The organism is Dyadobacter jejuensis (genome assembly GCF_003149085.1).
Classification (GTDB): Bacteria; Bacteroidota; Bacteroidia; order Cytophagales; family Spirosomataceae; genus Dyadobacter; species Dyadobacter jejuensis.
Window position 1 is genome coordinate 219,408 of record NZ_QGDT01000007.1, and the last position, 14,101, is coordinate 233,508.

At 48.1% G+C, this 14,101-nt stretch carries 13 protein-coding genes; 11 read left to right on the top strand and 2 right to left on the bottom strand.

All coding sequences use genetic code 11. From position 1 onward, the window contains the following. Entirely contained in the window at positions 1-195 is a 195-nt protein-coding gene (locus CLV98_RS14710) for a hypothetical protein (RefSeq protein ID WP_109675218.1), read from the bottom strand. Positions 196-277: 82 nt separating this feature from the next. After that, a complete protein-coding gene (locus CLV98_RS14715; protein ID WP_109675220.1) occupies positions 278-1,843 on the bottom strand; it encodes a sulfatase in 1,566 nt (521 codons plus the stop codon). A gap of 634 nt (positions 1,844-2,477) precedes the next feature. Between CLV98_RS14715 and CLV98_RS14720 the strand changes: the two genes are divergently transcribed. Genes CLV98_RS14720 through CLV98_RS14765 form a run of 11 tightly spaced genes read left to right on the top strand, consistent with a single transcriptional unit; the run spans position 2,478 to position 14,100 of the window. Continuing rightward, positions 2,478-3,092 (top strand): contractile injection system cap protein, encoded by a 615-nt coding sequence (locus CLV98_RS14720; protein WP_109675222.1) that lies wholly within the window; start codon positions 2,478-2,480, stop codon positions 3,090-3,092. A 34-nt stretch (positions 3,093-3,126) separates the two neighbouring features. Beyond that, entirely contained in the window at positions 3,127-4,206 is a 1,080-nt protein-coding gene (locus tag CLV98_RS14725) for a hypothetical protein (RefSeq protein WP_109675224.1), read from the top strand. A gap of 9 nt (positions 4,207-4,215) precedes the next feature. Beyond that, positions 4,216-5,706, top strand: a complete 1,491-nt coding sequence (locus CLV98_RS14730; RefSeq protein WP_109675226.1) for a phage tail sheath family protein — start codon at positions 4,216-4,218, stop codon at positions 5,704-5,706. A gap of 39 nt (positions 5,707-5,745) precedes the next feature. Then, positions 5,746-6,189 (top strand): phage tail protein, encoded by a 444-nt coding sequence (locus CLV98_RS14735; RefSeq protein WP_109675228.1) that lies wholly within the window; start codon positions 5,746-5,748, stop codon positions 6,187-6,189. Between the two features lie 5 nt (positions 6,190-6,194). Beyond that, positions 6,195-6,656: a phage tail protein gene (locus tag CLV98_RS14740; RefSeq protein WP_109675230.1), complete on the top strand. Its 462-nt coding sequence runs from the start codon at positions 6,195-6,197 to the stop codon at positions 6,654-6,656. A gap of 2 nt (positions 6,657-6,658) precedes the next feature. After that, positions 6,659-6,835 (top strand): DUF5908 family protein, encoded by a 177-nt coding sequence (locus CLV98_RS23450; RefSeq protein WP_158281267.1) that lies wholly within the window; start codon positions 6,659-6,661, stop codon positions 6,833-6,835. Then, complete coding sequence (locus tag CLV98_RS14745) at positions 6,835-7,515, top strand: CIS tube protein (protein ID WP_109675232.1); 681 nt, start codon at positions 6,835-6,837, stop codon at positions 7,513-7,515. Before CLV98_RS23450 ends, CLV98_RS14745 begins: the two co-directional genes overlap by 1 nt. Next, positions 7,512-9,161 (top strand): type VI secretion system tip protein VgrG, encoded by a 1,650-nt coding sequence (vgrG, locus tag CLV98_RS14750; RefSeq protein WP_109675234.1) that lies wholly within the window; start codon positions 7,512-7,514, stop codon positions 9,159-9,161. The genes CLV98_RS14745 and vgrG overlap by 4 nt, the downstream gene beginning before the upstream one ends. A 1-nt stretch (position 9,162) precedes the next feature. After that, the gene (locus tag CLV98_RS14755; protein ID WP_109675236.1) at positions 9,163-9,474 is read left to right on the top strand and encodes a PAAR domain-containing contractile injection system baseplate protein; all 312 of its coding nucleotides are present in this window, start codon (positions 9,163-9,165) and stop codon (positions 9,472-9,474) included. A 28-nt stretch (positions 9,475-9,502) separates the two neighbouring features. Further along, a complete protein-coding gene (locus CLV98_RS14760; RefSeq protein WP_109675238.1) occupies positions 9,503-9,952 on the top strand; it encodes a gp25 family contractile injection system sheath assembly initiator in 450 nt (149 codons plus the stop codon). Further along, positions 9,949-14,100, top strand: a complete 4,152-nt coding sequence (locus CLV98_RS14765; protein WP_109675240.1) for a baseplate J/gp47 family protein — start codon at positions 9,949-9,951, stop codon at positions 14,098-14,100. Before CLV98_RS14760 ends, CLV98_RS14765 begins: the two co-directional genes overlap by 4 nt. Position 14,101: the final 1 nt, after the last annotated feature.

Genomic DNA, 14,101 nt, shown 5'->3' on the forward strand with positions numbered 1-14,101 from the left:
TTAACTTTCTACTGACATTTCACCTTGACCGTGTTGCTTCCGATGCATCCGTTTTCTGAACTTCCCAGCACCGGCCCGTGCAAAAGATTTTGAATCATTTAGAAACAGGTAAATGGCCAAAAACAACAACATACCCATTACCCATACTCCCCAAATGACGGTCCAACCCATATCCCAATATTGTCCATGCATCATGGTTTCCAAATGTTTGTTTGTATAAAATTACAAATTTTATTTGAAAAATACCATAATGATTATAAAGGGCATATATTGAGCCCTAGTTTGGAAGGGCATGACGCCAGCCCTGTTCGAGTCGCTTCGACAAGTCGGCGACTACCCCTTGCAGCTGGGAGTCGGCGATGATATTGACGGTTTCGTTGGGGTCATTTTGGGCGTCATAGAGTTCCGCACCTTTCTTCTCCCCTCTTAACCCCATTTTATGGTCCCAAGTATACCATTCGATATAATGGTATTTTTTGGTATTAATAGAATACCCCATATAGCGTTTACCGTCCGCAGACTCTTGTGGCCGACGGTGGAATTGACTAAAAGCAGCATTTTTCCAGGTACGATCTGGTTCATTAATTAGAGGCACAAAGCTCGTTCCTTGCATATAGGCAGGCACTTCTATCCCCGCCAGCTCACAAAGTGAAGGAAACATGTCGACAAGCTCCGTTATTTCGAAGGTGTGAGCACCTCTGTTTTTCTGGTTAGGGTAACGGACTATCAGCGGAACCTGCAAGTCGATATTATAATTCGTCATCTTTCCCCAGCTATTATGATCGCCCAATTTCCAGCCATGATCGCCCCAAATAATAATAATCGTATTTTCATAGATCCCTATCTTTTTCATGTGAGCAATGAGGCTACCCAATAATGCATCTACATAGCTAACGCTGGCATAATACCCGTGTTTTAAGATACGTGCAGTATCCTCCCCCATGCGGTAAGGAGACTGTGGATGTCCTATCGCATTGAACCCATCGTAATGACGCAATTCATACATAGAGTTCATCGTATAGCCTGGTGCATCTTGAGGTACATTTGGGTTAGGGGCTAGGGGTATTTCATCCCGATCGTACAAGTCCCAGTATTTTTTGGGTACTGCAAACGGAAGGTGTGGGCGGAAATATCCGAGCCCCATAAAGAAGGGTTCTTTACGCATGGCCAACCGGGAAAGGGTACGCTTAGCCAGTTCGTTTTGAGAACCATCATAGTATAGGGTGTCATGCACTTCGGCCATCTCCCAGGCGGGACCCGTGTTCCACCCATCTGCATACCTTTTGGGGGCCAATTTTAGGAGCGAATCCCTCTTGATAGCCTGGGAGTTGTTAATGGCCTCGCTGATATAAAACGTTTCACCGTCTCTATCCAGCCATTCTTTGCGCAGATAACGGGAGGGACGTAAGTCTGGCTCATCCCATGATACAGAATCGGGCATGTAATTATGGAATATCTTACCAATATTGACGGTATGGTATCCATGTCTGGAAAAAAACTGCGGCATGGTTACCGTATGGGGGTCAATCACCCGAAATTTATCTCCCAAGTGCCATACACGGGTGGAGTCGGGCCTTAGGCCGGTCATCAAACTCGCCCTCGACGGAGCGCAAACGGCCACCTGTGCAAATGTCTTCCTGAAAGTCATCCCTTCGGATGCCAACTGATCAATATGGGGAGTAATGGCCACCCGATCACCATATACCCCCAAAGTAGGACGAAGGTCGTCAATAGAAATAAACAAAATATTGGGTTTCACCTTCCCCTGTATCGGTTTTTTGCAGGAAGAGATAGCTAGCGTCACGAGTATTGTGAACAGAAAACGAGGATACTGTTTAATCATATAGATTCAAGAGCAAAATAGATTAAAATATAAATTCAATTTTACCATAAATTTAGCTCAAACCATCCCCTCGAATCGTAGAATTATTCATAGCATCGAAAAAGGCTAAAAATAGATGGGAAATTTATAACGCCTTGCACATCAAGGGCCCCCTATTCAGAACCAAAGGGGTCAAGGGCAAGTCCCCCGTATGTTAATAATTAATCGTCCTGCGCATGAAATTGTCCAACTAGAATTTCTATATCCCACTTTCAAAAATATCAGATCGCTACCGTTTACTAACTTTAAAGAATAATAATTGCATAATCCTATTTTATATATAATCTTTATTAAAAATAAATATTAGGGCCAATTACTCATGTAGATAATTCGTACATGTGTAATTACCTAATATATCAATCTGTAACGCTACCCCACTAAACCCAACGAAAGTGGACATCTATAGCATTCGTTCACTTGGATTTTTTTAGTAGAATAACCAACGCATAGACCTACACCTCCTCAAGTACCAGAATATCCTAGGTCATACCCACTGAAAACCCGCTCGTAGTATGCGAAAGCATATTACCTAACTGGTTTCCGTTCCATTTAGAGCACCCTAAGTTTTAACATAAAACCTTTAACAAAACCTATTATGATCAGGACAGCTTTAGAGTTTATCAAAACGGAATTATCGTCGTATTGCTATAACAAAGAACCCCTCAATTACCTCACCAATGGTTCGGTTGCCAAGGTGTCAGGATTCTACTCGGCATCGGGGAGCTCTACTGTCGATCTGGATAAGCACCTGCAAATAACCCTTATAAACTTGGAAGAGGAACGTCTAGAAGGAGTACGTTCGCATTATATCCCCAACGATTCCGATAAGTTCACTAAGTTGCGGGCCCCCGTCACCATCAATTTGTATGTCCTTTTTACGGCCACGGCCATCGACTACCTCGAAGGCCTTCATGACATCAGCAACGTAATCAGTTTTTTTCAGGTAAACCAAACTTTTAGCAAGAACCATTTCCCTGCTATGAATGCCAGCGTGACTGACCCGACGGCTCGTCCGTGGCGTCTCATTGAACGTCTTGATTTCACCATACACACGCTTACCCTAGAGCAGCAAAACAACCTTTGGGCTGCTCTGGGTACCAAGCATTTGCCCCATATTCTATACAAGGTCCGTATGCTAAGCTTTTTCGATATGCAAGGCGAGTCCACCGAGCCAATTATAGAAATGGACCTTAAAAGTAGCCTAACCTAAAACAATAAGGTGTTAATACTAAACCGACTGCACCATGATGATTTACCGCGAATTATTTGGTTTCTCAGTAAGGAATACCTTTTACAGGAATGAAAAATACCCCTCCGAGCTTATTTATCAGGAGGATTTCGAAGTACGCCCTGCCCCATCCACACAGGACTTTTTAAGGGACACGGGGTTGGTTTTCAGGAAAAATCAAAATGGATTTAAATTGTGGGGGAAGGTCGTTAGACTAACCCCAAGCCTCATGGCCTTGGCCCGCAAGATAGACCCTGCCACTCGCCTTACTTTCCTGGTGACCCTTATCAACCAGGACATACAGGGATTTTCTGAGGTGGCTGTTAAGGAATTGAATGGGGGCTTTGTGTACTATGGGCATAATAGAGGCAGCCATGCCGACCCCCGGAACGACTTGCGCATGAGCACCCAGCCTACCGTCAATGCAACCGACGACCTCTTACGCACGCAACCGGCCGCATACTCCTTCCTGGCCCCTGGACTACTCCCCTCCACCGCCGCAAAGGTGGTGGCCCTCGACGGACCCGAAATCGTACTTCCCCTATCGACTACCCAAGCCAACGCAACCACTACCTTTTCATTCTCCCTTGGAGCGGCCCCCTTGGGGCGCTACCAACTCGAGGTGTCGGGTGTGGTACAAGATACCTTTTACTATATAGGCAACCAACAGAATGTCTTCGGTGTCATAGAAATATTTTTCAGTGGAACGGCAGCCAATTACCAAATCCTAGAGCCGGACAATAGCCTCACCAGCGATCGCCCTCAATACCTACTACGCCTGCAAGGACGAAAAACTTTTTGGCGATATACTGTCAACATGATTAGGAATCCGCTGGCGGCCCCGGCCGTAGCCATTTCCGACGGTAGCGCCCTATTCACCCTCAGCAGTAGCAGCCCCACACAGGCCGTATTCACCTCCGACGTCCATTTCGATTCCCAAGAAGACCCACTTCTGAGAGGAAGTCCACCGAACCTAGTCAAGATTAACTTAAAAGACGGAGTGAACGAAAAGATCGAGCAACTCCCCCTTCCCAACTTGGCGCTACTAAAAGAAGAAAGCAATCTGTATTATTCCGACATCACTATAAACATTTAATCCTAAATCATGATCACTAAGCTAGCCACACCGGGCGTGTACATCGACGAAATATCGACGATACCGCCATCCGTCGCAGAGGTCGACTCAGCCATTCCAGCATTTATAGGATACACCGAAATTGCCAAACGATATGCCGATGGTGATTTGCTAATGAAAGCGCATAAAATAGACAGCTGGTCGGAGTTCCTACTCTACTATGCAGGGAAAAACAGCCTAGGACTGGGCCGGCCACCACTGGAGTCCAGTGCCGGGGTGGCCATCGACATCAACGAAAAAACCAGCGATGGAACCGCCACCGGCACCACCATCGACTATGAAATTACCGTAACCAAAGTCCCCGCCTCCTTACTACAGTACAACCTGTACTATGCTGTAAAGCATTATTTCGACAACGGTGGAGGGTCCTGTTACATCGTAGCAGTCAATTTACAGCCTAATCCGGTCGTATTTCCTGGAGAGATTGAAACAGGACTAGACCTCATTCAGGAATACGACGAGCCCACTATGCTCTGTGTGCCCGAAATGGTCTATATGAGTACGGCCGATTATAATTCGACCGTTCAGAAAATGATTGCCCAGGCCTCTACCCTGCAAGACCGCCTGGCACTGATAGATCCACATGTGGTGACACCGGAATCAACCACCAACCCCAACGGGACCATTTCGGCCGATGTGGCCATAATCCGAAGTGCGGCCAATGGATCCGTTACCGAAAACCGATACGCTGCCGCCTATTTCCCTTTTCTGGAAACTACCTATTCCCATGGTTTCGACTTCGATGCACTCACCATAGGAACCCATACCAAGGCCCTCACTGGCGTACCGGTACCTAGCTATGCGGGCGGCCCTATCTCTGCCATAGGCCCAGGCTCTGCGCTCTATGTAAAACTAAAAGCGGCCGTCAACACCGCCTATGTTACCCTACCTCCTTCGGGAGCCATGGCGGGCGTATATGCCCGAGTAGATAGTGCCAAGGGGGTTTGGAAGGCACCAGCCAACGAAGCCGTCCGAAACGTAATCAAGCCCAATCTTGATATCTCTAACCGCGAACAAGAGAACTTAAACGTGGACAGCCTGTCCGGAAAATCCATTAATGTCATCCGTACTTTCCCTGGCTACGGGCCCATCGTGTGGGGAGCCCGCACCCTGAACGGCAACGATAACGAATGGCGCTACATCAACGTCCGCAGGTTCTTTATGGTAGTAGAAGAGTCTATCAAAAAATCGATTCAATGGGCCGTTTTCGAGCCTAATACAGCCTCTACCTGGGTAAAGGTACAGGGGATGATCGATAACTACCTGTATCAGAAATGGCAGCAAGGTGCCCTGGCCGGAGCGAAGCCAGAAGAGGCCTATTTTGTGAAGGTGGGCTTAGGCAAAACCATGAATGCCATCGACATTCTGGAAGGCCGAATGAATGTGGAAATAGGCATGGCTGTGGCCAGACCCGCCGAGTTTATTATCCTGAAGTTTTCGCATATGATGCAGACTTCTTAATTCTCATTACGTTTTTTCTAACCTTAATCATCTGAAATTATGCCATATCCACTTCCGGTCTTTCGCTTCAAGGTAGAAGAAGTGAATGCCTCCGACCCCACCCTTGGTGTCGCTTTCTCAGAAATTAGCGGACTCACCCAGGAAATCCAAATCATCGAATACCGCGACGGACTTACCTCTCAGCAGTCGGCCATGAAGATGCCGGGCATCCAGAAGGTCAATAACGTTACCCTCAAAAGAGGGATTATCAAAGGCGACAACGCCTTCTATGACTGGCTAAACACCGTCAAACTGAACACCATCAGCCGTAAGGACCTGATCATAAGCCTGCTGGATGAGAACGACCTACCAGCTATGGTCTGGAACATCAAACAAGCCTTCCCCGTCAAGGTAGAAGGCCCTAGCCTGAAGGCCACAGGAAATGAAATAGCCGTGGAGTCCATTGAGTTGGCCCATGAAGGACTAACCGTAAGCAATGGATAAGCATTATGGGAGCATACTATCCGCCAGTGGGCTTTTATTTCAAGGTGACTTTTCAAGGAATTGATGGAGTTACAGACGACGACATCCGCTTTCAGGAAGTCGGCGGACTCACCATGGAAGTCGAATTAGACGAAATACGGGATGGTGCCGCTCCTCAGTTCGCTTATAAGGTCCCTAAGCGGGCCAAGTATTCCAACCTGGTTCTTAAAAGGGGCATGCTTAAAGATTCGGCCCTTATCGCCTGGTTCGACAACGCCGTGGACAGTTATTTCAACCAATTCAATATTAGCTTTTCACCCTGTACGGTGATCGTGGAGTTGATGGACGAAAATGGCGATCCACTGAGCACTTGGCAAGTCAATAACGCTTTTCCTGTAAAATGGCAGATGTCCGACTTCAAAGCCAATGCCAACGAGGTGGTGGTAGAAACCATAGAATTAGCGTATCAGAATTTTAAACGATTGTAAATATGCCCGTACAAGTCAATGAAGTGGTGGTACGAGCCATCGTGGCCAGCCCTACCAGCAGCACTCCAAACGCAGTTCCTACCGAAAACTGCGACCCCACCGTGTCGCCAGATGGGTCGGGCGTAGACGAAATAGTAGAAAAGGTATTGGAAATTTTAAAAAATAAACAAGAACGATAATGACAGCGGCAGAATTTGGAAAAAAAATGCTTCTCAATTTAAAGATCATCCCTACCGCCAAGGAGGGATATCCTATTGGGGTGCCATTTATCACGATGTTTAATCCGGAGAACTTTACCCTCCAGGAGACGATCACCCATGCCTGTGAGCCCAATCCTGGCCATGAAGGCGAAGCGCATAAATACAAGCAAACCAAGGCACGTACCTTTTCGATTACTTTCACCCTCGATGGTACGGGAGTCAACTCCCCGAAGGTCATTCCCGTCATATTGCAAGTCGCTTTGTTCAGAGAGGCTACCACGCTGATCAACGGTCTGTTACACAAACCCAATTATTTGATTGTACAATGGGGGACTTTTATCAGCCGATGCCAGCTTACCTCCTCCTCCATTGAGTATAACCTATTCGATCAGACGGGCCTACCCCTGCGCGCCAAGGTAACGGCCACTTTTACCGAATGGACCGATAATGCTTTTAGTGCTATCACTTCCATGCTCTCCTCACCCGACCTTACCCACCTTTATAGTGTGCAAGAACGGGATATTTTGCCCACCATCGTGTTCAAGACCTACCGCGACCAGCGCTATTACTTGCAGGTGGCCAGGGCCAATAAACTGAAGAATTTCAGGAAACTTCAACCCAATAGCCAACTTACCTTACCCCCTATTTCGAAACAATGAGCCTCACGTCAGCATTAACCGGAGCCGGGGATACCCCCACAGACCAAGTTTCAAAGGAAATTTTGATCAATGGAACCGCTCTGTCTAATGAAATCAATGTGATACGCTTTTCGGTATCAAAAGTGTATAACAAAGTGGCCACTGCCAAGCTGATGATAGACGATGGTAGCGTGGCCGACATGGATTTCCCTCAGAGCAATTCCGACCTCTTTAAGCCTGGTCAAGAGATAGAAATACGCCTGGGCTACGACGAAAACCCGAGTACTATTTTTAAAGGGATCATCATCAGGCATACCGTTAAAATCAGGAATGGCTCTTACCTGGAGGTAGAAGCCAAGGATAAGGCCATAAAACTAACTACCCATAGGAAGAATAAAACCTTCGTAGGAACAGGCCTGAAGGATAGCCAGGTGATGGAAGAAATAATAGGCTCCGTAGTCGAAAAAGAAGTAGAACCGACCACGGTGTCTCATAAGCAGCTCGTACAATACGCCACCTCCGACTGGGACTTTATCCTTACCCGTGCCGAAGCCAACTCCATGATGGTACTCACCGACGATGGCAAATTGGTGATCAAAAAACCGGAAATGGATCAGGACAGTGGACTCACCTTTGCCTATGGAGGAACCAATAATATTATTGAGTTCGAAGCGGAGATGGACGTGCGGCACCAGCCTAACTCCACGACCAGCACCTCCTGGAATTACTTACAACAAGCGGGCATAGAACCCATTACGGGCACCTCGTCCTTTCCTGAAACGGGCAATATTACCTCTACCGACTTGGGCGCCGTGCTGGGGGCCGATGTGGAACTCAAGCACAGTGGCTACATTCCCGAACCCCAGCTACGACAATGGGCCGACTCCTATGCCCTCAGGAAAAATATGTCCAAGGTCTACGGTCGCCTGCAAGTATCGGGCCGCCCTACCCTAAAACCAGGGCATAAAATCACCCTCGACGGGGTCGGCGATCGCTTTAATGGCCCCGTGCTTATCACGGGGGTATTGCATCAATACAACGGAAACTATCTGACAGACATACAATTTGGCTGGTCAGACGAATGGTTTTTCCAAAAGGACGACATTCAAGAAAAGCCAGCAGCAGGCCTTTTGCCGGGTGTCAACGGCTTACAGATCGCCGTGGTGCAAGCCATAGCCGGCGACCCAGATCAAGGTTTCAGGGTGCAAGTTAAGCTGCCTATGGTAAGCCTATCGACCGACGGTATATGGGCTCGGGTAGCCTCCGTGGATGCCGGCAACCAAAGAGGATTCCTCTTTCGCCCCGAGATCGGCGACGAAGTCATACTCGGGTTCATCAACGACGACCCCCGCGACGCCGTCATATTGGGGATGCTCCATAGCCAGGAATTCCCCCCGCCTATAACACCCGCCGAGGGGAACCCTACCAAGGGGTACGTAAGTAGGGAGGGCATGAAGATCGTATTCGACGACCAAAATAAATCCACGACCATCACCGTACCGGTGGGCAGCAAAGACGCCAGTACCCTGAAGTCCATTACCTTGGACCAAAGCCAGATCGAACTGAAGGATGAGTTTGATAACTCGATCAAAATGGACTCCTCAGGGATCACCATCAGCTCCAAATTGATTGTAACTGTAGAAGGTAAACCTATAAATCTGAATTGATATGCCTCCAGCCGCCCGTATAAACGATATGCATGCCTGTCTGAAACCCATCACAGGATCCTCGCCACCGGTACCACATGGTACTGGACAGATACTCCCCGCCGGAAGTACCGACGTGTTTATAGGCAAACAGCCAGCGGCTCGTAAAAACGACTCCTGCGTGTGCCCGGCCGAGGCCTCCGACAGCAACTCAATATCCAGCGGCTCCTCTTCGGTTATCATCAACGGGAAGCCCGCCGCCAGGGTCGGAGACAGCACCGCTCATAGTGGCACCATCACCACGGGCTGTGTAACCGTCCAAATAGGAGGCTAATTGTAAAATTATTAACCCAAAATGGCCTATGAAAACCAATGATAAATCCTTCCTCGGCACCGGCTGGGGCTTTCCCCCCACCTTCCACTGCGATGGCGTAGAGATGCTCAGTGGGGAGGCCGATATTCAGGGACTCGACGCTAATAACGATGGAGTAGTGGACCTACAAGGCAGCCTCTACATCATCATTTCCACCGCCTTTGGAGAGCGGGTCATGCAGCCCACCTTCGGCTGCGACCTACAGCCCTATGTGTTTGCACCCATGAACACGCCCAATAAGGCCATGATCGAGCGAATCGTTCAGGATGCGCTTATACTCCATGAACCACGTATCAAAGTCCATGGGGTAAGCTCTATCATAGACCATCAGGAAGGGATCCTACATATTTCGGTCGACTATTCGGTAGTGACCACCAATACCCGCTACAATTATGTGTACCCCTATTATATCCATGAAGCAACGAATCTTAAGCCATGAAAAACTGTCAGTGTCAGTCGGAAATTTCCCGCGATGGGTCGGGACAGCTCTCCAGGTTCCTTGCGGCCCTGGATCCTGCATATGCCAAAATTGACGACCGCAACTTCAATGATTTGTTGCTGTACGCCAAGAACTATGCGAGTCATATTCGGTTCTTTACCCTACCCAACGACCCTTGTCCTCAACAACCGAGCTGGCGGGAATTTTTCAGGAAAGACCTGACCGTCCTGGCGGCTTCTCTGGCCCAATTTGACCTTTCGCAGGTACAAAAAGACTATATTGAAACAAGGAACCATTTCGAAAGTGGCCCCGACATAGCCTCCTTCACCGCCCTTTTTAATCCTATACTCGGCATTTGTACTCAGCTGGACAGTTGGATGCATAGGAGCATAAGCGGCTTCGCGCTCCGTAGCGACATCGAACTGGCCATCGATTCCACCCTGCGGGCTCAAGTGATGCGGATATTTGTTTTAGACAAATCGGCCATGCTCATCAATAGCGGCCAAGATCTTGGACTAGAATTTGCCCCTCACGACGATGCTATCTGGGACTTAGACCAGGCCAATATCCTCATCAACACGGAGCTCTATAGCGGAACACAGCTACCCGAACAGCTATTCCAAGCCTCCTTGGAGGTCGACAGCATCTTTAATGCCTGCTTTGGAGTCATGCAGGGCATCCTCGAAGGGACGGAAGAATACCTTCGCTATTCCCTGGAAAAATATCCAAAACATCAGCCTCATATGGCTCTGTTTATGGCCTTCCTGAAACTATTTCAGCTGGCCCAAGAACAGCTGAATGGCTTAACTGAAAAACACCTCAACTACTACTACAGGGATATCTTGCACCTCGCCGAGAAGGAGGCAGTATCGGACCAGGTCAACCTGATCTTTGAACTAGCCAAAGGCGAAGAAGCCTTTGCGCTAAAAGAAGGAACCCCACTATCGGCAGGGAAGGACGCTCTGGGGATCGACCAGGTGTACGAAACAAACCGTGAAATCGTAGTCAATAAAGCCCAGGTGAAGGAAATAAAAAATCTGTACATACAATCCTATTCCATTGGAAATCCTGACCAGGACCAGGAGGGTAGTTCCCAGTCTATTCCTAAACATTTGTTCTATGAGCGTCCTATAGCCGACTCACAAGATGGGTATGGCGAACCATTCGAGCAGGATCATGGCAAATGGCACCCCTTTGGCGCCGATGCCGTCAAAAGACCTACTCCCTGTGGCACCATCCAGACATTAAAAGGGGCTAACTATGCCCGTATCGGTTTTGCGGTAGCAACCCCACAACTACGGCTGGGCGATGGCCAAAGGAGTATCCAGTTAAGAATAGCGGGGTTGTCTCAAAAAAACCTACAATCCCGTCATTTCAACCTTCAACTTACCACCGATCAGGGCTGGATAGACTTGCAAAACTCGGAAATAAAATCGGGTCCAATGACCTCCACTTACTCTTTCGACAATGAAGGAACTTTCAGCATTCATCTATCGCCTAATGCCCCGGCCCTAGTCCCCTACGACCCAGCACAGCATACCGACTTCCATTACCCCACTACAGAACCAGTGCTTCAGGTAACTTTCAACCTGGAGGAAGAGGGTATCGATGCCGAACTATTAGATGCGTTGGCCATTAGACAAAGGAGCGACTTTTTCCTTTCCGTCAATGTGACGAATCATACCGCTGTGGTACTTGAAAACGAGCAAGGCCTGCAACCCACCAATAAGGCCTTCTATCCCTTTACGCTGATCCCTAACAACGGCTCCATACTCACCATCGACAGTGCCGAGATGAAGGCCAAAAGAGGGCTTCAAAACATAAGCATAGAACCGGTGTGGCAAGATGGAAAGGGTGTGAATACGACACAGTCGACCGATACGGCTCAGCAATTAAAGTTAATTCTAGACGAACCCCACTTTAACAGCAGCAGTGATTTTACTTTGAGGCAGCAAATAGCCCAGAGATCGAAAATCAATGCCCTGAATCTAGGGTATTATGCCGAAATACTGGAAGTCAACCCCGAATATGACCAAATTTTCCAGGTGTATCCTTATGGTGTCGCCGAAACCATCATCCATGAACATCAGGCTATCAACCAGCTCCTTAGCGGTTTTCAGCTAACGTATTCGGAAGCCTTACAGGCAAACAGGCTCCTAACAACCTCCCAGAATAGGCTTTTGCCACAGTTTAAATTTGGCGCCACTACTTTAAAATTAGACGAAGACGCTACCCAGAACTTGTGGAATAGCAAGCAGAAAATATTGAACACTTCGCAGACCTTTCAGCAATTCAATACCAACTTAAGGGCATCCGCAGCCGCCAAGTCCCAATCCATGAGGTCTATGCAAAAGACGGGCATAGAAATCATGAGAAAGGTGGGTTACCTGGGGCAGAACCAGTATACGGGTAAGACCTTGCAAGAAGGTAGCTTATATATTGGCATCGAAAACCTGGTTCCACCTCAGAACCTCTCACTCCTATTTCAGATAGCGGAAGGAACGGGTATGGATGACGATAAAGATGCGCCAAGCATCCACTGGTCCTACCTATCCAACAATTATTGGCTTCCTCTGCCGGGGTCACATATCATTTCGGACGACACCTTCGGGCTGCAAACCACGGGCATTGTGTTGCTCGACATCCCTTCGGATGCCACTAACAACAATACCTTGCTCACCACCGGCCTGCATTGGCTATGCGTGAGCGTCGACGCCGACAGCCATCGACTTCCCTATCTCATCGGTATAATGGCTCAGGCGGTAAAAGCCACTTTCAAAAACCAAGGAAACTCGGACTTGCATTTCCAAACTCCCATGCCCGAGAGTTCTGTAACAAAAATAATAGACAAGCCAGCAGAAATAAAAAAAGTAGAGCAACCCTTCGAATCCTTCGGTGCTATCCCGTCGGAAGTGGGTAAGGCCTTTTGGATGCGCTCCAGCGAAAGGATCCGGCATAAAGATCGGGCCATCAGCGCCTACGATTATGAAAAACTGGCCTTACAGAACTTCCCTACTATTTTCAAAGTCAAGGCCATCACCCATAAGGACCCAAACTGTAACTGTCGAGATATTGAATGGATCGACAAGGCCCTAGAAGAAGTAGACACCCGACTCCCCAATGAGGTAGAAGAAGAGGGTGGTAATAATCCAACCACCCATACTACCGGTAGAGAGGTACTAGAACTGGCTGCGGCGGAGAGAGAATCCGTTAAAAAACTCGCCGACTTGGCGATCTGCTGCGGACCTCAAGTGGCGCCAGGCCACGTATTGGTGGTACCAGTAGCGAACTTAAAGAACCGAAACGCCATCAATATATTACAGCCTCGTACCAGCCGACGGGTGTTGTTAGAACTAGAAGCATTCCTTCAAAAAAAGGCCTCTCCTTTCGTACAAGTACATGCACGGAATCCCATTTATGAAGAAATATTGGTAGCCTTCCACGTTCAGTTTAAGGAAGGAGTGGACAAAGGCTATTACCTCAAAGTCCTCAACGATGAGCTTCTGGAGTTTCTAACCCCCTGGGTGTACAGTGCCGATGTGGATGTGCCTTTTACGGGCAAAGTATATGCCTCGGCAGTCATTCATTTCATCGAAAAAAGACCATATGTGGACTATATCAGCAACTTTATGTTGTTCGTCATAAAATGTAACTGTTGTAACCACACCCTACTATCGAGTTTAGACAAACTATTAAGGAGCTATTTGTTGCTGGAAACGGAACCACTCTTCAAGCCTATTAGCCCCGAAGAGGTCTGGGATTTTATCCGCAACCAAGACCAAAATATAGTTGAAATAGCCGAAAGGATATTGCTGAATTGGAATCGGTATTCGGAACAAGAACAGCTTATTACAATAGAAGTACTGAAATGGTTTATTGCCAAAGTAGCCGACCTAGGCATCTCCGATCCCCTGGGAACGATGAAAGCCTTTCCCGACTTCACCCTGACTACCCTGGCAGTACCCTCCGAAGCACGGGCCATATTAGTATCAGCTCCTCAGCATATCATCCTCTTGGAAGAGCCTCTGCCCGAACCCTGTGCATGCTGCGAGCCTGAGCCGCAGGCCCACAGAGAAGAGAAGAAGGAAGCCATAAAACCAACCAAAGCACCCACTAGAACCCGTAGGACCAAGAAGCCAACCAAATAAC

Coding starts and splice junctions, on each gene's coding strand:
- CLV98_RS14760 (WP_109675238.1), top strand. CDS start 9,503: ATGAAAACCAATGATAAATCCTTCCTCGGCACCGGCTGGGGCTTTCCC.
- CLV98_RS14730 (WP_109675226.1), top strand. CDS start 4,216: ATGATCACTAAGCTAGCCACACCGGGCGTGTACATCGACGAAATATCG.
- CLV98_RS14740 (WP_109675230.1), top strand. CDS start 6,195: ATGGGAGCATACTATCCGCCAGTGGGCTTTTATTTCAAGGTGACTTTT.
- CLV98_RS23450 (WP_158281267.1), top strand. CDS start 6,659: ATGCCCGTACAAGTCAATGAAGTGGTGGTACGAGCCATCGTGGCCAGC.
- CLV98_RS14745 (WP_109675232.1), top strand. CDS start 6,835: ATGACAGCGGCAGAATTTGGAAAAAAAATGCTTCTCAATTTAAAGATC.
- CLV98_RS14735 (WP_109675228.1), top strand. CDS start 5,746: ATGCCATATCCACTTCCGGTCTTTCGCTTCAAGGTAGAAGAAGTGAAT.
- CLV98_RS14725 (WP_109675224.1), top strand. CDS start 3,127: ATGATGATTTACCGCGAATTATTTGGTTTCTCAGTAAGGAATACCTTT.
- vgrG (WP_109675234.1), top strand. CDS start 7,512: ATGAGCCTCACGTCAGCATTAACCGGAGCCGGGGATACCCCCACAGAC.
- CLV98_RS14765 (WP_109675240.1), top strand. CDS start 9,949: ATGAAAAACTGTCAGTGTCAGTCGGAAATTTCCCGCGATGGGTCGGGA.
- CLV98_RS14710 (WP_109675218.1), bottom strand. CDS start 195: ATGATGCATGGACAATATTGGGATATGGGTTGGACCGTCATTTGGGGA.
- CLV98_RS14755 (WP_109675236.1), top strand. CDS start 9,163: ATGCCTCCAGCCGCCCGTATAAACGATATGCATGCCTGTCTGAAACCC.
- CLV98_RS14720 (WP_109675222.1), top strand. CDS start 2,478: ATGATCAGGACAGCTTTAGAGTTTATCAAAACGGAATTATCGTCGTAT.
- CLV98_RS14715 (WP_109675220.1), bottom strand. CDS start 1,843: ATGATTAAACAGTATCCTCGTTTTCTGTTCACAATACTCGTGACGCTA.